This window comes from Ramlibacter pinisoli (assembly GCF_009758015.1).
Classification (GTDB): domain Bacteria; phylum Pseudomonadota; class Gammaproteobacteria; order Burkholderiales; family Burkholderiaceae_C; genus Ramlibacter; species Ramlibacter pinisoli.
Genome location: NZ_WSEL01000009.1, coordinates 1,506,087 through 1,527,085, shown reverse-complemented (window position 1 = coordinate 1,527,085; position 20,999 = coordinate 1,506,087). Strand labels below are relative to the sequence as shown.

Below are 20,999 nucleotides of genomic sequence, written 5' to 3'. Positions count from 1 at the left end.
ATGCCCAGAGAGGGGGCGCCATGAAGCTACGCTACTACAAGCTCCGCATGCCGACGAGGACCCCGAGTGGCGTGCGCGCCAAGCACAAGCTGAAGCCGCGCATTGGTCGGGGTGGCTACGATGCGGCCATCGCAGATTTGCTCGCGCTCAGTCCTGCGCTGGCGGACATCGACTTTGAGCCGCCTCGCCTCGACATTCATCTTCGACCGGCTGATCTTGCCTGATTTGCGAGGGAAGCCCTCGGCGACAAAGTCACTGCTGTGGTCAGGTAGCCGCATGACTCGGCTCACTGCTTTCCACGAGCTGCCGGGCGGGCCAACTTGGCGCACTGAGCTAGCTCGCACTGTTTGGGCCGATGTGCCCGCTGCCAAGCCGCTTGGTCGGCCTGAGTAGCTCGATAGCAAGAGGCGCCACCGTTCCGGGCGATGGAGGGAGCGCGCGCGAGCCGGACGGCTACAGCCGGTATGGATTCGCCGGCCACCAAGGCGCGAGAGATTTCCTCTTGCTCAACCAGGGTCAGAGCCAACTTGGAGTGGCGGCGCTCAGGAGGGCGGATGCCACCCGATTCGGCCAGGACCTGCCAGATCGAGGTATGCGGGCGATCGAACAGGCGAGCGATCTGGTGAAGGGTCTCCCCTTTTTCCATCGCTCCCACATCAGCGCCTTCTGCGTTTCCGTGTACTTGGTTCTTGGTCTTCTCCGCAATCCACACTCCTTCTGCTTGCGCAGCCTAGTGTGTTGCGTCGATCAGTTGAATCCGCCGCCGAAAGGAGACGTGGCCGCCCTCATCCTCAACTAAAGATCGAAGCGACTGCGGGGCATAAGTCTGCCGCGCTACTCAATGAGGGTCGAGCCGATTCTCGAGTTCCCACTGCGCGTGCGCAACCACTGATTCAGGATCGCCCTCGAGCATGTCAACTGAGCGCAGCCCCCCGTGGAACCATGTGGGGTTTGCTAGCCAGACCACAAAAGCATCTTCAGACAGCACATCTGGCACCAGAATCTCCAAGGCCCGCCGAACAGCTGGATGGTCCCTGTGCGGCGCGACGAGCGCCTTGCGTTCAGCCACGACCCGCTCCCACTCGGCTTCGGACATGTCCAGCGCGAGCGGTCTCGCAGGCAGGTCTGGCGGGCTGCGGCCGCGCTCGAGCAGCGATCCCGATTGGACGTCAGGTTTCTTCACCATTGCACAGCCAATGCAATACCTCGCCTGCTCGCATCGCAACGAATCCCCATGAATGCTGGGCCAGCCAACAGGTGTGAATGGTCATCAGGAACCTCCTTGGAACTAGCAACGGAACTTCGAAGTGGTGACGGCATTCCTGCGACCAGCAGCCCTTTAAGCGACCGCTAGTGGCCACCTGCCACAGCCGGGCCTGCGCGATCATCGCTGGCCGCATGCGCGGCCGGACGCCCGGTTCATTGCCGCCCTGCAAGTCACTAATCCTGGGCGCGCGTCTTGACAAGCCTGTTCTGTTGGTCGACCTCCGGGCCCCAGCCGAGCGTCTCAAGTTGTTCGCCAATCCAAGCATGCAGTTTGGTGCGGCTGGCGGCAATCGGTGCACCTGTAACCGGAACGACGAGGTTTTCGTTCGAATCCATGGTCGATTCGAGCAGCAAGTTGGTTCGGCTGTCATCGAGGCGCGCACGACCGTAGACGCCTTGTCCTCTAAATCCCTTGAACGCACACGTCCAACGACCGGGGCCCGCGCCGTCGAGCGAGATCATGTCAATTCGGAAAGTCATTGGTCCATTCCCGTTCGGTCAGCACGACAGCCACTTGGACGACGCGGTCAGTTGGGGCAACTACAGCCACTTAAGGGCTCAGTCGGCCCGACTATCCCCGGCGTTTCCTAGCCCCTCGCCGGCGGCAATCACTGCGTCGGTCTGTGGATTGCCGCGCATGCGCGAGAACGGCGGAGGTGGACCGAAAAGGTTCGGGAGAGCCTCATGGACCCGCTGCAAATCGCCGAGCGTCGGGAAGTGCTTCAAGACCGCTGCGGCGTGTTGCCGTACGGCGTCCGGAACTCCGGGCAGCGCGACGGCATCCTCGAGGACGCGCAGCAGCTCCTTGGTTTGCACCAGGGCGCGGGTCCGTTGATATGGTGAGCTCATGACGCAACCACTCCGCTAGTTTGTGATCTGCCGAGTTACCGGCCTCGGGGGCACATTGCGCGCGCAGCGAGGCCTCGCGGCCCGCCGGACCAAGACGGACATGCGGATCAACGACATCGCCGCGATGCTCCAGGCGGCCATTGATCCAATTGGTGTGGCCTGGCGCGCAGCGTCATGGTCCGCCCTCCTTGCCGTCGGTCCGGCCTGTGTACCTGCATCTGTGGACATCTACTCGTCGATGACGCAGCAAGTCAGTGTCACGCCCGTGGGCGCATCGTCGGGGCGCGCCGGCCGGAACTGCGCGGTCGGTGCGCCGCAGCCAAAGCAGGTCAGAAACGGTTCCATCGACCCCCCGGGGTCCAACCTGGTGAGGACCCGTTCAGCCTCATCACGCGAGATGCGCATGTGAACACGGCCGCAGCGCGGGCAGGTGTATTCGCCAAGGATCATGGTGCAATAAGAATCTGATCGAGTTTTCTAAAGGGGTTGCGCGGCTGCGAGCAGCGCGGACAGTCGTTCCACGACGGCCGCCTCGCTGGCTTCCTGGAACCGCTGTCGGGGGCCGTCGCCGCTGAGTGGGAGGAGTTCGACGGTCCAGGGCAGGGCGATCGGCGCCTCATTCGGATCCATCGGGTGTGAGTGCTCGATGCGAACCGCGCAGTCCCGGGCCCAGGACACGGCGGACATCAGTTGCTCCAGCTGCGCCTCGGTTGACATAAGCGCCGTTCGATCAAGTGCTGTTTCAGGGTGCATCACCGTCGTGCTGATCAGCGCCTTCCGGTGGCAAGCGTTCATCCAGGTCTACCCGGACCCCCGCGACGCTCTCGCGAAGGCGTTGGACGAGTTCCGGATCCACGGGAAGCGCCACGTCCTCGATGCTGTCCAGTTCCTTGATGGTCGCTCCCGCCGCGCGCGCCTGCTCCTGGTAGCTCGCGAGCACGCGGGAGACGAATGCGGACGTACCCTGGGCGCCCTTGACGCAGATGTAGACGCTGCCGGTGGTGTCGTTGTGAACGCGGTAGTGGTCTGGGCCCGGCTCGATCTTGGAGATGCCGCTGCTCATCCGCCAGCTATCGCTGCCGAGAAATCCTCCATACCAGGACGCCAGAATCCGGAAATGGCGCTCGCCGGCCGCGTTGGTGATCGCGAGGACCGTCCACCGGTCAGGGGTGTAAGTCGCGGAACTCATCTCGTGGCGTTCCTCTTGGAGGCGATGCCGGCCCAGGAACCGCTGCTCCATACGGTCGACCGAAGCGCTGCATATGATTCGGACATCAGCGCTCCTGTGGCGAAGCACGCTCGCAGCGAGCGCATGTCACCCGAAGCCAACCACCCTTTCGAAGCAGGCCGGGCGATCCGCATCTCGAGCAGGTGACGGCGGACAGCCTCTCTGCCTCGCCGACCAAGGCGTCCACAGCAGCCGCCGGAAACAGCGGCGGATATGACGGTTCCATGTGGATCCGCTGAGTCCCATCCGTTCCCTGGATGTCGATCGTCAGCTTGGCGTCGTGCGCAAACTGATAGTAGAAGCGCAGCGTTCCGAACTTTTCCTTGACCTGGAGCACTTGAAATTCGGCGGCGAGCCGGTCGTCGAGAAGGCGATCAATACCGGCACAGAGCGTTCGGAGAATCCCGGCCCAGCCGGGCGGAAACCACACATCCAGGCGCGCGCCTTTCGCGAAAAGCCGGGGATAGTCGTCCAGCAGCTTGGATACCTGCTGCGGGACCTGGTACTCGGGCTCATTCATGGCTTCTCCAGTTGAATGACCGTGCCGGTGAAGTGCCTGGCAAACCACGTTGGGGCCGGCGATCGCGTCGACTCGATTCGTTCAATCAACTCATGCCGGCTTGTCGCCGATCAAGCCCCGAATGTCAGCTCGAGCTCGTTCCAGTATTCAAGCGGTAGCACGCTCGAGACGGAAATGGTGGTGGGGCGCGGCATCCCGTGCGCGGGGTCCAGGGACGAGGGGGCCAGGATATGTGCCAAGGCTCGTGCATGCTCCTCTATGAGACGCCCTTCGTCTACGGCGGTGTTGTGCTTCTCTCGCAGATCCGAAAGCATGTCGTCGGAGATGCTCAGGCGCGCCTCGAGAAATGGCGTCGGAAGGCCCGTGTGCATGACCAAGCCGACGCTGCTGTGAGGGATGCCGGCCAAGAGGGATCCGACGAAGGCGCCGGCCAGCGGAAGCACGATTCGATGCTGAACCTTCTTAGCCTGGTAGGCCACGACCCAGAACGCGCTCTCTCCGTCTCTGCCGATCAGGTCGGTCGTGATCGCCGCGGACGATCGTGCCGCTTGAAAGCACGAATAGGCCTGGCGCGGGATGGGGGTTATGAGGTTCCAGTGGTCCGTACAGGCTGGGTCCTCCGGCGTCCGTGAGTGCACTAGTTGGCCGTCAACAAGTCGGCCTTCTTCGATCGCGACGTTCACGCGGTCGGCGAGGTTCTCTGATTCCTTCATTGCGCGAAAAACTACTTCTGGGCAGCAATGCTCGCCCACGATGCCGCGCGCGGCAAGAAATTTCCATTACGAAATTCAAGGCGCGAAGAGAGTCCTCCATCGAACGCGTCGACTGCCTATCGAGAGCCCGTCTCCTCACATGGAATGCCTGCCTGCGCCCATGTGACGTCCGTCGGAGTAGCCGCTTCGCTGGGTCTTCGCCGGAGCGTGCCGATCGAACGAGATCCTTTGCCTTGTGCCCATTGCTAGACGGTGTGCGGGGGACGTCCCCGCGCAACGAAGGACAGCATGGGCAAGAAGGGACGTGGCCGACCCGGCATCACTTTGGAGGACGTGAGACGGGCGTGCCGGGAGCTTGAGTTGCAGGGCCGCAAAGTGGGGCCGTCCAATGTACGGCTCGAACTAGGAACGGGCAGCTTCGACACCATCCAGGAGCATTTGCGGACCCTTGGCTATGCCACGCGTCCGCGACCCCGAAAGAAGTGACGTGATCTATGGCGGCCCCGATCGGGGCCGCCTTCCTTTGCATCTCGGGATCCGTTTCTGTGCACCCCTCATTGCGGCACCTGGCGTCAGGCCGGCAAGGCGCCGACGCCTAAACGCACGGGCCTACACCCATCGCGAGTGTTCAACCCATTCGCCCGAATCTGGTGTGCCAGGTCACCACATCCACTGTTAATGACACGCACAGCGCCTTCCTTGCAAAGGAAAGGAGCTGGACGTGAAAGAAAAAGGTCAAGAAAGACGGCTTGAGCAGCTCAAGCGTCATTACACAGCCCCGGTGCCGCTTGATGACACTACGCCGGCAGGGGAACGCCACAGGTTTCGGGCGCCAAAGCGACCGATGACCCTTCCTCCCCTGACCTTTGCACAACTCAAGAATGTGATGATCGAGCGCTCGCGATCTGGCGACGCCGTCTCCGCCAGCTCACTGCCGAACGCGATGAGTGCGCTTGTCCAGTTCATGGCTGAGCGTGGATTTCGAGATGACAGCCTCATCGGCACACACCTGCGCGCCAGCTATTACAAACAGGTGGCCGCCCACGTCAAAGCACTTCGGGAGGAGGGCCGGCCAGGGGCATACATCCGCAACCGAAAGTCGTTGGTCAAGCAGTGGCGCGCGCTGGTATTGGAGCTCGACAGGCAGGCGGCAGCGCAAGGTGGCACCGAGACGCCGCTGCAACGTGCTCTGCGAGAACTGTTGGATGGGGGCCTGCCGCTCAAGACCGTTGCCTCACGCGCACGCGTTCCGCACGCAAGCCTCAAGCGCTGGCTCAGGGGAAGCCTTCCCCAACGCGGGAAGCTCGGTCATCTGCAGAGCCTGGAGCGGTTCTTTGGGCAACCTCCCGGGACCCTGACCGATCTGCTGCCCATTGCGCGACCGTCCGCCGGATCTGAGTCCGCCAGTGAGGCAGAACCGCCGAAGATTGCCTACAGAGCCCGCCTCGGCGAGCAAATCAAGCTGAAGTACCGCTTGAAGGATCCGTGCGAGACCTTGGTCAAGGAGTGGAAAGACTTTCTCCTTCACAAGACCAGCCTGACCGCGTCGGGCCTGAAGCGGCAGAAAAGGGGCAAATGGAACACGACCAGCCGCCCCGTGAAACCCGAAGACAAGGTCCAGTGGTTCGAATCCGTGACGTTCCTTGGACAGAGGACCATTTGCCAGACGGCCGCAATCACCTGGACGCATTTCTCCCAGTACGTGGGATGGCTTTCCTTGGCCGTTGAATCGGGCGGCGCGGGCCTGCCCGCAGAGGCCGTGCAGTCGCTGGCATCCCTTCTGAACCGCGAGCACCTGGAGGCATACATCGAGTGGCGGGTCGCCCGAGCCGGAGGTGTCCTTCATCGTGGCATTTGCAGCATCCTGAAATTGGCTGCGAGCATTTGCCATCCCGTGACCGGCTATCTGACGCAGTGTCGCAACCGCTTCCCCGTGCACCCAGACGCTCGGGACGAACTCGCCTGGAATGCCACGTGCCGTTCCGCCCACGAGGGGGCTCGCCAGCTCATTCAGCACATCGAAAGCACGTGCGAGCTGTCGCGTGACCCGAGCGCGCCTGTGGCCGCCATCCTGTCCCTCCCGAATCCTTTGGCGGCCATCAAGGATGCGACCAAGCGGATGGATGCTGTACGGCCGAGCACCGGGGGAATGGCCGAAGCCATCTGGGCGCGCGACCGACTGATGGTCAAGCTCCTGACCTCCAACCCCCTGCGGGCCAAGAACCTCATTCTGCTCACAATCGCACCAAGCCCCTCGGGCGAACCGGCGCAGCTCCGGGAGGTGAACGGAGTCTGGCGAATCGCGATCGACAAGAAGGACTTTAAAAACCTGGCCGGAGCAGCCAAAGACCGTGCGTATGACATGCCGGTGCGTCGAGAGCTCTGGAGCGATATTGAGGCCTATCGCGACACGTACAGAAAGATGTTGGCAAGCCCTTCGAACCCCTACCTGTTCGTTTCAAGCAAATCCCCGGATGGGCCCATGTACAGCCTGAACCGGCAATTCGAGAACATCTCGAAGCGGTACTTCAGTGATTGCCCTGGGGTCGGTCCGCAAACCATGAGGCACATCGTCGCCACGACGATACTGAAAATGCATCCCAATGCGTGGGCCGCTGCGGCATACGTGCTTCACGATCGCGAAGAAACTGTGCGCAAGAATTACGCTCACCTTGCGAGCGACGATGCTGCGCGGTGGCTGGACGAGATGATGACTAAAGCGCTCTCTGGGCTGTGATCTTTGCCTGGGTCGGGTCGTTCGCAGCTCAGCTGTTGCAGGCCCGTTTGATTAGCTGGGGCACTCTAGGCATGATCTGGCGCCATACGGGCGGATGATCTTGCATACGCAACTCATAAGAGCTCGTATGGGGCGCTGAATGGGGACGCTGCGCCGTAAGCGCCAATTTCCCCCCGCTGCTTAGGTCTAAATGCTGAGGCTGCAAGTGCCTTTGGAACGGCGGTGATCAACGCTGAAAGCCGCGCAGATATCTGGCGGTACTTGGGGGCGCCGGCCTCATCAGGCGGGCGTAGGCGAAGACTCACGCCGCGGAAGGGGGCCTCGCATTGCTGCGCCGTCCTGGGTTCGCTCGCTGCCGTTATGGTGGGGCTCCGCGGGTGCCGGATGAGGCGCGCCGTCCTGCCGATGACGCGCGAGAGCTGACAGCACCCGAAGGCGTAGACACAGCAGCGAATGTGCTGCATCGCGCTCCGCTGGGTTGAGCGCTGAGCTGGCCCGCTGGGACTCAGCGCTGACAGAAGCAGCGTCCGAAAGGAATCCAAGCGAAAAAGAAAACACCCCCGAAGCCTTCCCGCCGCGGGGGTGAACAAGCCGACGATGAAACTAGAAGACGTCGGCCCGCGCAAGATGGTGTACCGCAGATCAATAGTTCTCGCTACTTGCTCGTCGTCCGGGGCGGCTACCACGTCGCCCGTCAGCGGAGCTCCCCTCGTGGCAGGTGACAACCTGCCCAGGGAGTCGTCAGATCGGCGTCGAGCCGACGGTGTCGTCCACCGGCAGTGTCACACCCTCCAGCGACACCGGCGTGGCAGTTTCGTTGGTGCCGGCGATCAGCGATTGCAGGTAGGCGATCAATCCGGCCACACTAGCCTGCGCGGATTGGGGTACGCCGCTGCCGCTGTTGTTTGTGGTGGACGGCGTCGTGCCGCCGCCGTTGTTGGTGGTAGTGGTCGTTGTGCCGCCGCCGTCACCGCCGCCACCGCCGCAAGCGGTGAGTGCGAAGCAGGTGGCGGCCAGCGTCAGCAAAGTTCTGGTCTTCATGGCCGAGCCTCCGCTCAGGGGAAGGTTGTGCCGCCAGCGGGCGCCGGGTTCAGGTTGCCCGGCAGCGGCGCCGTCAGGTACGGGAAGACGGTGTCGTAGTTGGCGGCCGTCTTGCGCACGCCATCGGTCAGCGCCGCCGTGCCGGCGGGTGCATCCGCGGGCTTGCAGCCCACCTGCAGCGTGTCCGTCGCTCCGGTCAGCGCGCAGAGTGCACCCATGGCCACTCGAAGCGACAAGTCGACCACATCGTCGGCGGGCCGACGGCCGTTCGGGAAGCCGGCATTGTCGCCGGCGGCCACGCCCAGCGGATTCTGCGCTCCAGCGGCGGCCGGGGCGATGGAGGTGTTCAGGCGCAGCATCTCGCTGGCGACCACGTTGGCCGGCTGGTTGACGTTCTTGATGCCCTTCAGGAACACGGTCACGAGGTCAGTGCGCGGGAAGTTGGTGGGCGCCGGCGCGGACGGGAACAGCGTTTGAATCAGTGCCGGCAGCGTCGGGTTGGTGACGTAGTCGGCGAACTGCGCGTCGTCTTTGGGCTTGGACGCGTTGAACCTATCCTTGTCATCCAGACCGATGACCACCTCATTGACCAGCGGCATACCAAGCCGCGAAACCTGGGTCCAGGCGCCGCCCGACTTGGCTGCGTTGCCCAGGCCACTGCCGGGGTTGCCGTTGGCCAGCCGTGCCTGCCGCACGCTGGCGGTGGTGAAGGCGCCGATCACGGGTTCGCCGGCGCTGGTCACGCACGAGATCGGCAGTTCCATCGCGATGGTGCTGACGTTCTTGCCTTCCAGGTCGTTGTTGTTGCCGCCGACCTCCGGGCCGAGCGGATTCAGGTTGATCAGGTCGAAGGTCTTGCCGACCGCGATGTAGAACGGCTCCTTGCGCTGGCCGACGAACACGCGCCCGGGCGTGGCGCAGCCGGGGATGTTGACACTGTAGATGTGCAGGTTCGCGTACGCCGCGTAGCCGGCCGCGAAGGTCTTCTCGCCGATGTTGTCGGCCGGCTTGTCGAAGTCGCCAGTGCCGGAGGCCTTGCTGACGCTGCTTCGGGTGCCCGAACGGCGGTCACCGCGCACCATGTCGACCGTGAAGGTTTCGCGCACGTTCAGGCTGGCCGGGTTGATGCCGCTGATCGTGTTGCTGTTGATGAGGGGAATCTTGACCGACTTGCCGCCGACGGTGAGCGCGGCAGCCTTGGATGTGTTCTTGAAGCGGAACTGGAAGGTCAGGTCCTCGACGGCGTCGCCGTTGTTGTCCAGGTGGATCTCGTACAGCGCGTCGGGATCGAACATGGAGAAGTTGGGGCCGCCCTGGGGATCCTGGAACGGCATGTAGTTGGCCAGGACGGTGACGAAGTCCTGCCGTCCGGTTTCGTAGCTTCGGAACATGTACAGGTCCGTGGCGTCGAGCTTGGGCATGCCGGTCAATGCCGGCGATTCACGGTGGCTGGAAGCCAGGGATCCAGTGGCGGCCAGGGCCAGCATGCATGCCGGCAACAGGCGCAGGGTTGCTTTCATCGGGTTCTCCTGTGAGGATTTGAACTGCTCGGTCTCGATATGACTCGTGCGGTTTCATTCTTGGAGCCCGTCCTTCCCTCGCCTTGTAGGACAGTCGTTGCCGCCCACGTTCGCGGACGTAATAAGGTGCTGCTGCCACGACACATCCTGAGCAGACGCAGATGACGCGACATGGCGGTTGGTACCGACAGGAACCGTTCACCGGCCAGACTAGCGTGGGGCAGCACCGCCCTCCGGTCCCTTCCCTGAACCTCCTCTCCCGCACCCTGTTTCGCCTCATCCTCGGATGGGCATGCGTCGTGGCCCAGGCGAGTTGGGCGCATGACAGCTGGATTCGTGCGATGCCAGGCGGCGCGTCGCTGGAGATCGGTACCGGCAACCGGTTCCCCGTAATGGACGTGGGCGTCGGCCCCGACAACGTGAAGCAGTCGCATTGCACCGATGGTGAGAGCGTGGTCACGCTGCAGGCCGGCATGGCCGGGCCGCGCTCGCTGCCACTGGTGCCCACGGGGGGCTTGCAGCCGCTGGCATGCTGGGTCGAGCTCGGCGCGCTCGACGTTGTCATCGACCCGGCCCTGGTGCAGGTCTACTTCAATGACATCCAGGCCCCTGCGGCGACGCGGCAGGCATGGGCCGATCAGCAGGCGCGCGGCCTGCGCTGGCAGGAGACCTACCGGAAGTTCGCGCGCATCGAGCTGGCGGCGGCGGCTGAGGCGCAGACGACGCTGCGGTTGCAGGCCCGCAAGCCGGCCGGCCTGCCGCTGGAGATCGTGGTGCTGGGCGAACAAGCGCTTGCTGCGCGTGCACCGCTGCAATTCCAAGTGCTGCGCGATGGCACGCCGCTCGCGGACTTTCCGGTCGAATTCGTCAGCGCGCGCAGCCCGGTAGGAATCTGGCGCCGCACTGACGGGCAGGGGCGCCTGCGCGAATCGCTGCCATTTCCGGGCCGGTGGCTGTTGCGCGGCACGGACCTTCGCCCCGCGCCTGGCGAAGTCGACCGATGGGCCAGCCGCTTCGTCACCCTCGCAATCGAGTTGCGCTGAGCGCCCGGATCAGCAGATGGTGGCGTCCGCCGCCAGGCAGTAGGTCCACACCAGCCCTGCAGCGGTTCGAATCGTGGGCAATTCCGCCTTCGGGATACGGCACGGTCGCAGGTCGAAGTGGCACACCGTCCCGATGACGTCTCCACGCGGCTCGAACACCGGCACGCCGCAGTAGGCAATCACCGCGCTGCCCTGCATCCAGGGGAAGCGCGGATCGACCTGGCCGTTCTCGACATTCAGGACATCGCCGCCCGACCCGGTGATGCCGCAGTAGGTCTGGCTCACCGGCGCATCCTGGCCACCGGACTCGCCCGGGGCCTCGCGGTCGAACAGGCAGACGTTGCGCAAGATCGCGCCGTCGAAGCGGTACACGCCGGTAAAGCGGAAGTCGACGCGGTTATTCAGGAACCCGAGCGCAGCGTACAGGCCGTCGCGGACCAACACATCCCGGAAGGTAGAGGTTCGGCCAACGGAAGTCACACCGTACTCTATTGGCCGGTCCGGCCATCAGATGTCGGACACCAATCCATTTGCACTACCGACAACGGCGAAGCGCGAATAAGCCGCCGGCTCCTGCCGGGATTCAACGAGCCGGAGTGACGGCTCGCGGTCATATCGCGAAGCTCGGTTTGTGATCGACCGGAACCAATGGTTGGCTGCGCGGGCACTCGTGGTCCGTTGGCGCAGTTGGCCTCCAGTCACGCTAAGTCAGCTTCACCTGCAGCAAGCTGGACCCGGGCTTCGGGCTCAGGTAGTCGCCGTTGCGGCCCCGGCTATTACGCGGGACACGCCGATCGCTGCGCAGGGTCGTCTAGTTAGTCGCTGCTACTGCGAGGGTTCCGGCTCTGCACCGATCCGGGGCAGGATGACGGTGAATGGGCTGCCATGCCCGGCCCCGAGGCTGCGCACCTCCACCTGGCCCTGATGCTCCGACACCAGGCGATGGACGAGCGTCAAGCCGATGCCCAGGCCTCCCTCCTTCACCCGGTCGGGAGCGCCCTGGACAAACAGGTCAAAGATGTGTGGCAACAGATCGCCCGGGATCCCGATGCCGCTGTCGACAACGTCGACGATCGCCGACTCCGCGTCGGCCCGCGACGAGATCTGGATGCTGCCACCCGGTGGCGTGTAGCGAGCCGCGTTCTGGATCAGGTTCGAAAAGACCTGCTCCATCCTGGAGGCGTCCGCAATGACCCAGATGGGCTCGGCCCGCAACTGGGTCGAGAGCTCATGCGATTTGCCGGCTACGACCGCCCGGCCCGTCTCCTCCCAGTAGAAGTCGCCCGAGTAGCCGAAGCTCCAGTAGGCCACGAGTTCGGCGGTGTCGGTGTTGTAGGTGCGGCCTTCGATGACTTTCACGATTGCTCCAGTGCAAGTTGGGTTGGCGCCGCTTGCGAAGCCCATCCCCGGGCGGCGTTCATTGAATAGCGATGACAACGAACGAAAATTTCGCAATCGCGCGCGGGCCCGCCGGCCGCTCGTCCTGGGATCCAACCAGGAAGCCTGAGCGGCACCAGGTGTCCGCGCTACGGTTGCTACGGTAATTACCGTAGCGCGGCGGTCAGGTCGCGGCGTTGCGCCGCTGCTTCGGTGCTGGCTGGGTGCCCTGCAGCCGGGCCATCGCGTCCAGCAGCTGCTGGCGCAGCGACTCGCACTGCCCCTCCAGGGTTGCCGCGCGAGCCAGTTGCTCCTGCGCCTGGGTGCGCGCCAGCTCCAGGGCCTGGGTGACTTGGCTGTTCTGCGCTTCGAGGCGATCGAGCCGCTGCGTCAGGAAGTGGCCGTGCGAGCGCTCCCGCTCGATGGTCTGCAGGGCGATCGTGAGCTGCTGCTGCAGCTGCTCGCCTTGGCGCTCCAGCTGTCCGATGTGCTCCTGCGCGAAGGTGAGCTCCGAGGTGGCCTTCTGCACCTGGGTCTGCGCTGCCTGTCGCAGTTGCTGCACTTGCCGATCCGCTTCCTCCTTGGCTGCCCTCCACAGGACGCGGGCGAACCGATCTGTCCTGGCCGCGATCTCGGGCGGCGGCGGCGCAGCGTTGCGCTCCTCGTTCCATTTCTCCAGTTCTGGCCCGATGCTGCTGTAGCTGCCGCCGGTGCGGGCCTGCAGGCGGCGGAGGGTCGGCTCCACGCCCTGGGCGTGCAGCTCGTCGCAGGCGGCGAAGACCGCTTCCTTGGTGGCTAACTTTTTCATGGTGTGCTCCTCGGTCAGATGAACTGCTGCATCGAGAACCCGAGCGCGCGCTGCAGCGCGAGCACTTGCGGGTCAGGACGGGGCAGGAGATGGGCTCGTCGAGGCAGGAGCTGGCCGCCTAGCGACGCGGCCGCGCGGGGCGCGCCGGCGCCGACTCCGGGTCCGCGGCCATGGACGCCCGCAGGTTCGGGACGACGTAGCGCTTGATCGTGTTCAGGCGCTTGTGCCCCGTGGCTTCCTCGGCCGCTCGGAGCGCCTCGTGTGGCTCCTCACGGTCCAGCTTGGGTGACGCCGAAGATCTTGCGCAGGTCGAGCTCGGACACCGTGTACTTGTTGCGGTTGAGGAAGCCGGGCGCAGGTCCTTGCTCTGGAAATCGGACACGCCCGCGGCCTCACAGGCGGCTTCGATCTGCTTGCAGATGTCATCCGGACCATTGAAGGCGGGGAACAGGGGGCCGTTTCCGTGTAGCTTCTTGCGGTCCAGCAGGAGCTGGGCAGCAACCAGCGACAGCTGCACGTCTCGTCTCGTTGCCGTTTTGTGATACGTCTTGTGCTTGAACAGGTGCAGGCGGCCGCCGAAGAGGTGCCCTTCTTCGTCATAGAAGAAGGTCACCTGCGAGCCATGGGCCTCGCTCACTTCTTTCGGACGGCAGCCAGTCTCGTCCAGCACCTGGATCAGAATGCCCAGGGGGCTGTCGAGGCCGACGGCGCGCAGGGCCGCATCGGTTGTCTTGACTCTCATGCTGCGCTCCACGACGTGAATTGCACAGAGGCGAACTGAATCCGCGGCGGTGCCTTCTCAGCCGTCCGGTCTTGGCGCGCGGCGCGCGTCGAGAGGCTGCCGGCCATCGCCGCAGCGAGTGCCTGGCCGTGCCACTGTTGGGCCAGACTTTGTTGGTCGAAGGTTCGGGGCCAGAAGTAGCGGCTACCGCGCCACATCGGGGCCCGAAAGTTGATCATGCCGGTCTTGCCGGCGACTGCTTTGACGCTCACGTTGCGCTCCAGAGGTTGATGAAGTTGATGAAGTGAAGAGAGATAGGAAAGAGCTAGTTCAAGAGTTGCGGTGGTATACTGAATGCCCAACAGTTGGGCGCTGTGCAGACCTGCGCAATCGGCGGACTTGTTGGTCTCCACCCTCGCGCAAACGGTTTGCTGGCCGCGATCGCCAGACCAGGCTGTGCGTCGATCCGGCGACCCGGGGCATCGGGAATTTTTGGAATGCATTCCTGGAGCCCCCGCGACGAACAAGGGTCGAACTTGGGATTTTTGGAATTCCGAATCGGCCGCCAGCCCGCGCCAGATCTCACTTCTGCCACCGGCCTGTCACGCCGGGGGTCGCGGGTTCGAATCCCGTCCACTCCGCCAAAATCAGCGGTCCGCCGCGGAAAAGCGCCCACTCACCAGTGGGCGCTTTTTTTTCAGCTCGGAACACTCGCTCCAGCGTGTGTCTCCTGTCGAGAAGGTGCCGTGCGTCGCGCAGGCCCGAGCAAACCTACTCGACCCAAACCCGCAGCGATGCCAGCTTGGCCTGGTACGCGCGCACCACGGCCTGCGCCCGGTGCCATCCCAACGTCCCGATCGTGCGCCAGGCGTCCAGCGTGCGCAGGCGGACGAATGTCCGGACGTCGAGGACGCAGTCGATGCGTGCAGTGCCCGTGACGCGCAGCCCATCCCAGGTGAGCACGTGCATCCTTGCTTCGTGCCACGCCCGCGCCGGCGCGGACAGCGCCAGCAGCAGGACGAAGGCGGCGCCGTAGACGAGTGCGGCCTCGGTCACCGGCAGCCGCTGGAGGGTGAGCGAGCCGAAGAGGACCGTACGCAGGAGCAGCACCGGCGCGACCGCCGTCGCCAGCAGCACCACACCGCTCAGAAAGCACTGTCGCAGGTAGGCCGGCAGGCGGGCGGCCCAGGCGATCGGCGCCTGCGCCAGACGGGTGTGCGTGAAGCGCAGCCGCCGCAGGTTGAAGGCCTGCCAGGCGAGCAGCGGCCATGCGACCGCAGCCGCTGCGGCTGTCCCGAGCAGCCACTGCAGGTCGGTCATGGATGCGGCGGCGGCACGGGCGGCGACCTGCGGCTGCGCGAAGGCCCAGGCGACTCCCAGCAGCAGGAGCGGCCAGCTGGCGCGATAGACCTCGGCCATCGGGGCTTCGAAGGTCAGCCGCATCCCACGCCACTGGATCGCGTCGATGGTTCTTGCCGCTGCGGTGGTCCACAGGACGGGAAAGAACAGGACGGCGCCGACGATCAGCAGGGGCAGCGGGGGACCATGTCCGAACTCGTCGGCCACCCGCAGGGCAACGAAGGCGGCGACCAGCACGATCGCCGGCCAGCGCCGGCGCGCGACCGGCACGTGCTCGATGGGCGCGCCATCGATGGTGGTCCGGCTCGCGAGGTAGTCCGCCGTGTGGCGGCGGGCCACCGGCGTGTAGAGGCCGCCGAGGACGACGTTGATGAGGAAGTCGCGGCGGGAACGCCGGCGCAGTTCCTCGCCGCTGCCCGTGAAGGCGACCGCCACTGCACGCATGCCGGCGATTGTGAGGGGCCGCGGCACGGCCGGGGCGGGAGGCCGTGGCCGGAAAGAAGAACGGCCGTCGCGGGGACGGCCGTTGCCAACAGGGCGGGGAGCGCGCGTTAGGCCGCGGCGTCCTTCAGCTTCTTGAGCGGGCGCACCTTCAGTTTCACCGAGGCGGGCTTGGCCTTGAAGACCGTCTCTTCCTTGGTGAACGGGTTGATGCCCTTGCGCGCCTTCTTGGCCGGCACCGCGATCGCCGTGACCTTCAGCAGGCCCGGGAGCTGGAAGCTGCCGGCGCCCTTGCGATTGACGGACGCGATCATCGTGCTCTCGAGCGCGGCCATCACGGCCTTGACGGCCTTGGGCTCGACACCGGTGGTCTCGGCCAGGTGGGTGGCCAGGCTGCTCTTGTTGAACACTTCCTTGATGGGCTTCATCGGGCCGGCAGCCGCCTTGGTGGGAGCTGCCTTGCGGGCCGCCTTCGCGGGCGCCTTGGTCTTGCCGGCAGCAGCCTTCGGGGTGGATGCAGTCTTGGTCGATTTCTTCGCAGTTGCCATGGTTGCCTTGTGATTGGTTGGTCTTTGCCTCGCGATTCGAGGTCCGGCGATTCTAAGTTCGGCGCCGGCAGGCAAGGCAAATCACGTGCATGGAACCGATGCAACCAGGCCGAGCCGGCGCAACGGGGTGTTACTCCGGACCCCAGCCCGAGCGTTGGGGTGCCTACACTGCCGGCTTTCCATGAAGGACCCATCGATGAACAAGACCGAGCTCGTGCAATCTTTGGCTTCCACCACCGACCAGACTCAGGCATCCGCCCTCCGGTCCATCGATGCCTTCGTCAAGATCGTCTCCGACGAGCTCGCGAAAGGCGGAGAGATCGTGATTCCCGGCTTCGGCAGCTTCAAGAGGGCTGACCGGGCGGAGCGCGCCGGCCGCAATCCCAAGACGGGCGAGGCCCTGACGATCGCCGCGTCCACGACCGTGCGGTTCATCCCGGGTGCCGCGCTGAAGGGCGCCGTCAACAACCGGAGCGACTGACCTCCTGCTGCGGCGCCGCCCGCAGCGACAATGCCGCCATGGTTCACGACACCGCGGCGGGCACGCCGGTCCTGCGCACGCTCGCCAACGGGGTCAGGCTGCTGGCCATCCCCATGCCCCATGTGCGCAGCGCCAGCATCGGCGTGTTCCTGCACGTGGGCTCGCGCGACGAGACGCCGGCCACCAACGGCATCGGCCACGTCCTGGAGCACATGGCGTTCAAGGGAACGACCACCCGGTCCGTGCAGGCCATCAACCTGGATGCCGAGCGGCTGGGCGCGGACGTCAATGCGTTCACCGGCAAGGACACGACCGGCTACTTCATGACGGGCCTGGGCCGGCACGCGGAGCAACTGCTGCGCATGACGGCCGACATTGTCCTGAACAGCACCTTCCCCGAAGCCGAACTGCAGCGCGAGCTGGAGGTGATCCGCCAGGAGGCGATCGAGTACGAGGAAGACCCGCAGGAGAGCTCCAGCGACCTGCTGGACCGTGCGATCTGGGGCGACGATCCGATGGGAATGCCGGTGATCGGCACCGTGGCGAACATCGAACGCTTCAGCCGCCAGGACTTGGTCGGCCACGTGCAAGCCCACTACGCGGCGGACAAGACCGTCGTCGCCGCGGCCGGCAACTTCGACGTCGCCGCCTGGCTGGCCCTGGCCGCCGAGCTCTTCGCCGCGATGCCGGCATCGGCGGCCCGCGCCGACGCGCGGCCCGTCGTGCCGGCGACCTACGTCGGCCATGCCCTGGGCCGGCGCTTCACGCAGGTCTCGCAGGTGTTCCTGAACATGGCCTACCCGCTGGCGCCGGCGGCGCAGGACCAGCTGCCGCAGCAGCGCTGGCGCCTGGCGGCTTCGCTGGCCGCCAATTTGTTCGGCGGCGGGATGTCAGCTCCCCTGGTGGACACGGTGCGCGAGCAGCTCGGCCTGGCCTACACGGCCCATTCGACGGTGGACAGCGGAGACGCCTGGGCCAACTTCGTGGTGCAGGCGGTCACGACACCGGACAAGCTCGATGCGCTGGTGACGGCCACCGGCCGCCTGCTGCGGGCGCAGGCCGGCGCCATCGACCCGGTGCACCTGGAGCGGGCCAAGAACCAGCTGACGGTGTCGCGCGTGCGCGCCGGCGAGAGGACCTATGCCACCATGGAACAGGCGGTCGAGGAGCTCTTCGCCAGCGGGACCGTCACGTCGATACCGCAAGCGCTCGCCCTGATCGACGACATCGACGCGGACGAAGTGCGGGCGGTGTTCGAGCGCATGCTGGCCAACCCGATCGCGCTGGCGATCACCGGCAAGGGCGCCAGTGCCCGGGGCGCGCGCCAGCTGGTGGCCTCCCTGGCGGCCGCCGACCGTTAGCCGGAACAGCCTTTCTCCTTGCGGCCGGCGTGGCCATCGCCGGTCCTTCCTGACGCCGTGCAGATATGAAGGTAACCTTCACAGCTAGCCTTCCTAGTCAGCACCCGCATGGCCACCGACACTTCCCAGCCCGACCTTCCCGCGCAGCTGGCCGTCGAGCTGCATGAGCTCGTGGGCAACCTGCGGCGGCGGCTGCGCGAGCAGGCCGATGCGGGCGACCTGCCGCCTTCCCAGGTCGCCGTGTTGCGGCGGCTGGAACGCCAGGGCCCCCTCACCGTCAGTGCGCTCGCGCGGGTCGCCGGCATCCGTCCCCAGTCCATGGGCGCGACCGTCGCCGCATTGCAGGAGGCCGGCCTGGTGACGGGCACGCCCGACCCGGCGGACGGGCGCCAGACGTTGCTGTCGCTCACGCCGGCGTGCCGCAAGTGGATCCGCCAGAACCGCGCGGCCAAGCAGGACTGGCTGCTGCGCGCGATCCACGCGGAACTCAGCGCGCGTGAACAGCAGGAGCTGGCACGCGCCCTCGCGCTGCTGAACCGCGTCGTCCACTCGCAGCCCGCCGCCGCGGGCGGGGCATCCGGGCCGTGAGGACCACCTTCCGCTCCCTCGCGGGCTACAACTACCGGCTGTGGGCGGCCGGCGCCCTGGTCTCCAACGTGGGGACCTGGATGCAGCGCACGGCCCAGGACTGGATCGTCCTCACGCAGCTGACCAACCAGGACGCCACGGCGGTGGGCATCGTGATGAGCCTGCAGTTCGGACCGCAGTTCCTGCTGCTGCCGCTCACCGGCTACGTGGCCGACGGGCTCGACCGGCGCAAGCTGCTGTTCTTCACGCAGGCCGCCATGGCGCTGCTCGCGCTCGGGCTGGGCGTGCTGACGCTGCTGGATGCGGTGCAGCTGTGGCATGTCTACCTGTTCGCCTTCCTGCTCGGGTGCGTCACCGCCTTCGACGCCCCCACCCGCCAGAGCTTCGTGGCCGAGCTGGTGGGCGACGCCCACCTGTCGAACGCGGTGGCGCTGAACTCCACGTCGTTCAACGCGGCCCGCATGGTCGGGCCTGCGGTTGCGGGCGTCCTCATCGCCGCCGTCGGTTGCGGCTGGGTCTTCATGCTCAACGCGCTGTCCTTCGTGGCCGTGCTGGGGGCCCTGGCCCTGCTGCGTCCTGGTCAATTCCATCCACGGGTGGCCGGCGGCGGCCAGCGCCGCGGCGTGGCCGACGGCATGCGCCATGTCTGGCACCGTCCGGACCTGCGCGTGGTCCTGGCCATGTTCTTCCTGATCGGGGCCTTCGGCATCAACTTCCCGATCTACATCTCCACCATGGCGGTCTCGGTGTTCCATGTGGGCGCCAGCCAGTTCGGCCTGCTCACCTCGTCCATGGCCGTCGGCTCGGTGACCGGTGCACTGATGGCGGCGGGGCGGGAGAAGCCGCGCATGCAACTCCTGCTGGGGGCCGCCCTGGCCTTCGGCACCTTCCTCCTGGTCGCGGCCGTGATGCCCAGCTACCGGCTGTTCGCGGTGGCCCTGTTCTTCGTCGGCCTGTCGACGCAGACCTTCACGACGACCGCGCACAGCGCCGCGCAGCTGTGGTGCGACCCCGCGCTGCGCGGCCGCGTCATCGCGCTGGTGCTCGCCGTCTCCGCCGGCAGCACGCCGCTGGGCGCGCCGCTGATCGGGCTGGTGGCCAACACGCTCGGGCCACGCTGGTCGCTGGTGGCCGGCGCCAGCTCGGGCTTCCTCGCCGCGATCGTGGGCCTGTCGGCGCTGGCGCGCCAACGCCGGGCAGCGCGCGCGGCCTTGGCCGCGAATGCCGGCGCGCGCACCGGTTAGAGTGCTCCGATGCTTTCGCTTCGCTCCCGTATCGCCCGGTCCCCGCGGTTCGCCATGGTGGTCGGCAAGACGCTGTTCCTGGCCGGCAGCATCCTCGTCCTCGGCGCGGTGTTCGCGCGCGCCGACCTGTCGAACCTGAACGCGCAGCGGGTGCAGGCCAACCAGGCGCCGCTGCACAGCTTGGCCCAGGCCTACCCGCAGTACCCGACCTGGCTGGTGCCCGAAGGGCCGGTGGGCTTCAGCATCGCGGCCGCGCTGGTCCTGGCCGGGCTGGGCGTGGTCCTGCTGGCGGAAAAGGCGATCAAGCGCTAGCCGGGAGTCGACGGCCCGACGGCCTCGCGTTGCAACCCGGCCGTTATTTCGCGTCCGGCACGAACATGTAGCCGGCGTTGCGCACCGTCCTGATCACGCGCGGCTCGCCCGCCGGATCGGGTTCGACCTTGCGGCGCAGGCGGCCGATGCGGATGTCGATCGAGCGGTCGAACGGCTCCCACTCGCGGTTGCGCGTCTTCATCAGCAGCTGGTCGCGTGTCAGCACCCGGTTGGGGCTGGCGAGGAAGGCCGTGAGCAGGTCGTATTCCATGGCCGTGATGGCCACTTCCGCGCCGCCGGCCTCGAACAGGCGGCGCGACTGCAGGTCGAGCTCGCAGCGGCCGAAGCCGCGCCGCTGCGGCGCTGCTTCCGGCCTGCCGGCGGCGCCGGCGGGTGCGGCCGGCCTGGCCTGCAGCCGGCGCAGCACGGTCTTGATGCGGGCCAGCAGTTCGCGCAGGTCGAAGGGCTTGGCGATGTAGTCGTCGGCACCCAGCTCCAGGCCGACGATGCGATCGACCACGTCGCCCGAAGCGGTGACCATCAGGATGCCCACGTCGTAGTGCTCGCGCAGGTAGCGCGCCAGCGCCAGGCCGTCCTCGCCGGGCAGCCGGACGTCCAGCAGCACGGCGTCGGGCAGTTCGCGCTCGATCTCGGCCCGCATCTGCGCGCCGTTGCCGGCCTGCGCGACGTCGAAGCCATGGCCGTGGAGATAGTCGTGCAGCATGGTGCGCACCGACGGGTCGTCGTCCACCACCAGCAGCCGAGTTCGCTCGTCCATCGCCGGATTTTCCCGCGGTCGATACAAAAACGCTACGCGCCGTGCACCGCCTGCAGCGTTGTGG

General features: G+C 66.0%; 27 protein-coding genes and 1 pseudogene. 10 read left to right on the top strand and 18 right to left on the bottom strand.

The window, feature by feature from the left end:
- The first annotated feature begins 20 nt into the window (after positions 1-20).
- The gene (locus tag GON04_RS21690; RefSeq protein ID WP_157400070.1) at positions 21-224 is read left to right on the top strand and encodes a hypothetical protein; all 204 of its coding nucleotides are present in this window, start codon (positions 21-23) and stop codon (positions 222-224) included.
- A gap of 77 nt (positions 225-301) precedes the next feature.
- Here GON04_RS21690 and GON04_RS26900 read toward each other — a convergent pair.
- The 4 genes and pseudogenes from GON04_RS26900 to GON04_RS27295 all read right to left on the bottom strand — a co-directional run.
- A pseudogene (locus GON04_RS26900) lies at positions 302-657 on the bottom strand (IS30 family transposase); the annotation flags it as partial.
- 181 nt (positions 658-838) lie between these two features.
- Complete coding sequence (locus tag GON04_RS21685) at positions 839-1,186, bottom strand: hypothetical protein (RefSeq protein ID WP_198349380.1); 348 nt, start codon at positions 1,184-1,186, stop codon at positions 839-841.
- Positions 1,187-1,440: 254 nt separating this feature from the next.
- On the bottom strand, positions 1,441-1,728 hold the full coding sequence (locus GON04_RS21680; protein ID WP_157400068.1) for a hypothetical protein: 288 nt from the start codon (positions 1,726-1,728) through the stop codon (positions 1,441-1,443).
- Between the two features lie 96 nt (positions 1,729-1,824).
- A complete protein-coding gene (locus tag GON04_RS27295) occupies positions 1,825-2,115 on the bottom strand; it encodes a BPSL0761 family protein (protein WP_370530020.1) in 291 nt (96 codons plus the stop codon).
- Positions 2,116-2,215: 100 nt separating this feature from the next.
- On the opposite strand from GON04_RS27295, the gene GON04_RS21670 reads away from it, so the two are divergent.
- Positions 2,216-2,524, top strand: coding sequence for a hypothetical protein (locus GON04_RS21670; protein ID WP_157400066.1), 309 nt, complete (start codon positions 2,216-2,218; stop codon positions 2,522-2,524).
- A 68-nt stretch (positions 2,525-2,592) separates the two neighbouring features.
- Here GON04_RS21670 and GON04_RS21665 read toward each other — a convergent pair whose 3' ends face one another.
- The 4 genes from GON04_RS21665 to GON04_RS21650 all read right to left on the bottom strand — a co-directional run bounded on the left by GON04_RS21665 (position 2,593) and on the right by GON04_RS21650 (position 4,576).
- A complete protein-coding gene (locus tag GON04_RS21665) occupies positions 2,593-2,802 on the bottom strand; it encodes a hypothetical protein (protein ID WP_157400065.1) in 210 nt (69 codons plus the stop codon).
- A gap of 55 nt (positions 2,803-2,857) precedes the next feature.
- Positions 2,858-3,304, bottom strand: coding sequence for an AbrB/MazE/SpoVT family DNA-binding domain-containing protein (locus GON04_RS21660; protein ID WP_157400064.1), 447 nt, complete (start codon positions 3,302-3,304; stop codon positions 2,858-2,860).
- Positions 3,305-3,389: 85 nt separating this feature from the next.
- A complete protein-coding gene (locus GON04_RS21655) occupies positions 3,390-3,863 on the bottom strand; it encodes a hypothetical protein (protein WP_157400063.1) in 474 nt (157 codons plus the stop codon).
- Between the two features lie 110 nt (positions 3,864-3,973).
- On the bottom strand, positions 3,974-4,576 hold the full coding sequence (locus GON04_RS21650) for a hypothetical protein (RefSeq protein WP_157400062.1): 603 nt from the start codon (positions 4,574-4,576) through the stop codon (positions 3,974-3,976).
- A 288-nt stretch (positions 4,577-4,864) separates the two neighbouring features.
- Here GON04_RS21650 and GON04_RS27290 point away from each other — a divergent pair, with 288 nt between their 5' ends.
- Positions 4,865-5,062 (top strand): DNA-binding protein, encoded by a 198-nt coding sequence (locus tag GON04_RS27290; protein ID WP_157400061.1) that lies wholly within the window; start codon positions 4,865-4,867, stop codon positions 5,060-5,062.
- Between the two features lie 358 nt (positions 5,063-5,420).
- Complete coding sequence (locus GON04_RS21640) at positions 5,421-7,313, top strand: hypothetical protein (RefSeq protein WP_157400060.1); 1,893 nt, start codon at positions 5,421-5,423, stop codon at positions 7,311-7,313.
- 741 nt (positions 7,314-8,054) lie between these two features.
- Here the strand turns inward: GON04_RS21640 and GON04_RS21635 are convergent.
- Together GON04_RS21635 and GON04_RS21630 are read right to left on the bottom strand one after the other, a co-directional pair.
- Entirely contained in the window at positions 8,055-8,354 is a 300-nt protein-coding gene (locus GON04_RS21635; protein WP_157400059.1) for a hypothetical protein, read from the bottom strand.
- Positions 8,355-8,368: 14 nt separating this feature from the next.
- Positions 8,369-9,874, bottom strand: a complete 1,506-nt coding sequence (locus tag GON04_RS21630) for a DUF4331 domain-containing protein (protein ID WP_157400058.1) — start codon at positions 9,872-9,874, stop codon at positions 8,369-8,371.
- A gap of 215 nt (positions 9,875-10,089) precedes the next feature.
- On the opposite strand from GON04_RS21630, the gene GON04_RS21625 reads away from it, so the two are divergent.
- Positions 10,090-10,917, top strand: coding sequence for a DUF4198 domain-containing protein (locus tag GON04_RS21625; RefSeq protein WP_198349379.1), 828 nt, complete (start codon positions 10,090-10,092; stop codon positions 10,915-10,917).
- Positions 10,918-10,926: 9 nt separating this feature from the next.
- Here the strand turns inward: GON04_RS21625 and GON04_RS21620 are convergent, their stop codons facing one another.
- From GON04_RS21620 to GON04_RS21590, 7 genes are all read right to left on the bottom strand, one after another.
- A complete protein-coding gene (locus tag GON04_RS21620) occupies positions 10,927-11,358 on the bottom strand; it encodes a GAF domain-containing protein (protein WP_198349378.1) in 432 nt (143 codons plus the stop codon).
- A gap of 384 nt (positions 11,359-11,742) precedes the next feature.
- On the bottom strand, positions 11,743-12,276 hold the full coding sequence (locus tag GON04_RS21615) for an ATP-binding protein (protein ID WP_157400055.1): 534 nt from the start codon (positions 12,274-12,276) through the stop codon (positions 11,743-11,745).
- Between the two features lie 202 nt (positions 12,277-12,478).
- Positions 12,479-13,102, bottom strand: a complete 624-nt coding sequence (locus tag GON04_RS21610) for a DNA-binding protein (protein WP_157400054.1) — start codon at positions 13,100-13,102, stop codon at positions 12,479-12,481.
- 118 nt (positions 13,103-13,220) lie between these two features.
- Positions 13,221-13,844: a site-specific integrase gene (locus tag GON04_RS21605; protein WP_157400053.1), complete on the bottom strand. Its 624-nt coding sequence runs from the start codon at positions 13,842-13,844 to the stop codon at positions 13,221-13,223.
- Entirely contained in the window at positions 13,841-14,236 is a 396-nt protein-coding gene (locus tag GON04_RS21600; RefSeq protein WP_157400052.1) for a hypothetical protein, read from the bottom strand. Before GON04_RS21600 ends, GON04_RS21605 begins: the two co-directional genes overlap by 4 nt.
- A 358-nt stretch (positions 14,237-14,594) precedes the next feature.
- Positions 14,595-15,626, bottom strand: coding sequence for a DUF898 family protein (locus GON04_RS21595; protein WP_157400051.1), 1,032 nt, complete (start codon positions 15,624-15,626; stop codon positions 14,595-14,597).
- Positions 15,627-15,733: 107 nt separating this feature from the next.
- The gene (locus GON04_RS21590; RefSeq protein ID WP_157400050.1) at positions 15,734-16,171 is read right to left on the bottom strand and encodes an HU family DNA-binding protein; all 438 of its coding nucleotides are present in this window, start codon (positions 16,169-16,171) and stop codon (positions 15,734-15,736) included.
- Positions 16,172-16,367: 196 nt separating this feature from the next.
- Here GON04_RS21590 and GON04_RS21585 point away from each other — a divergent pair, with 196 nt between their 5' ends.
- From GON04_RS21585 to GON04_RS21565, 5 genes are all read left to right on the top strand, one after another.
- A complete protein-coding gene (locus GON04_RS21585; RefSeq protein ID WP_157400049.1) occupies positions 16,368-16,652 on the top strand; it encodes an HU family DNA-binding protein in 285 nt (94 codons plus the stop codon).
- A gap of 38 nt (positions 16,653-16,690) precedes the next feature.
- A complete protein-coding gene (locus GON04_RS21580; RefSeq protein ID WP_157400048.1) occupies positions 16,691-18,013 on the top strand; it encodes a M16 family metallopeptidase in 1,323 nt (440 codons plus the stop codon).
- Between the two features lie 108 nt (positions 18,014-18,121).
- Positions 18,122-18,601 carry a MarR family winged helix-turn-helix transcriptional regulator gene (locus tag GON04_RS21575; protein WP_157400047.1) on the top strand — a complete coding sequence of 160 codons (480 nt, stop codon included), beginning with the start codon at positions 18,122-18,124 and terminating at the stop codon, positions 18,599-18,601.
- Positions 18,598-19,845 carry an MFS transporter gene (locus GON04_RS21570; protein WP_181653700.1) on the top strand — a complete coding sequence of 416 codons (1,248 nt, stop codon included), beginning with the start codon at positions 18,598-18,600 and terminating at the stop codon, positions 19,843-19,845. The genes GON04_RS21575 and GON04_RS21570 overlap by 4 nt, the downstream gene beginning before the upstream one ends.
- Positions 19,846-19,854: 9 nt before the next feature.
- Entirely contained in the window at positions 19,855-20,157 is a 303-nt protein-coding gene (locus GON04_RS21565; protein ID WP_157400046.1) for a hypothetical protein, read from the top strand.
- Positions 20,158-20,200: 43 nt separating this feature from the next.
- Here the strand turns inward: GON04_RS21565 and GON04_RS21560 are convergent, their stop codons facing one another.
- Entirely contained in the window at positions 20,201-20,935 is a 735-nt protein-coding gene (locus GON04_RS21560) for a response regulator (RefSeq protein WP_157400045.1), read from the bottom strand.
- Positions 20,936-20,999: the final 64 nt, after the last annotated feature.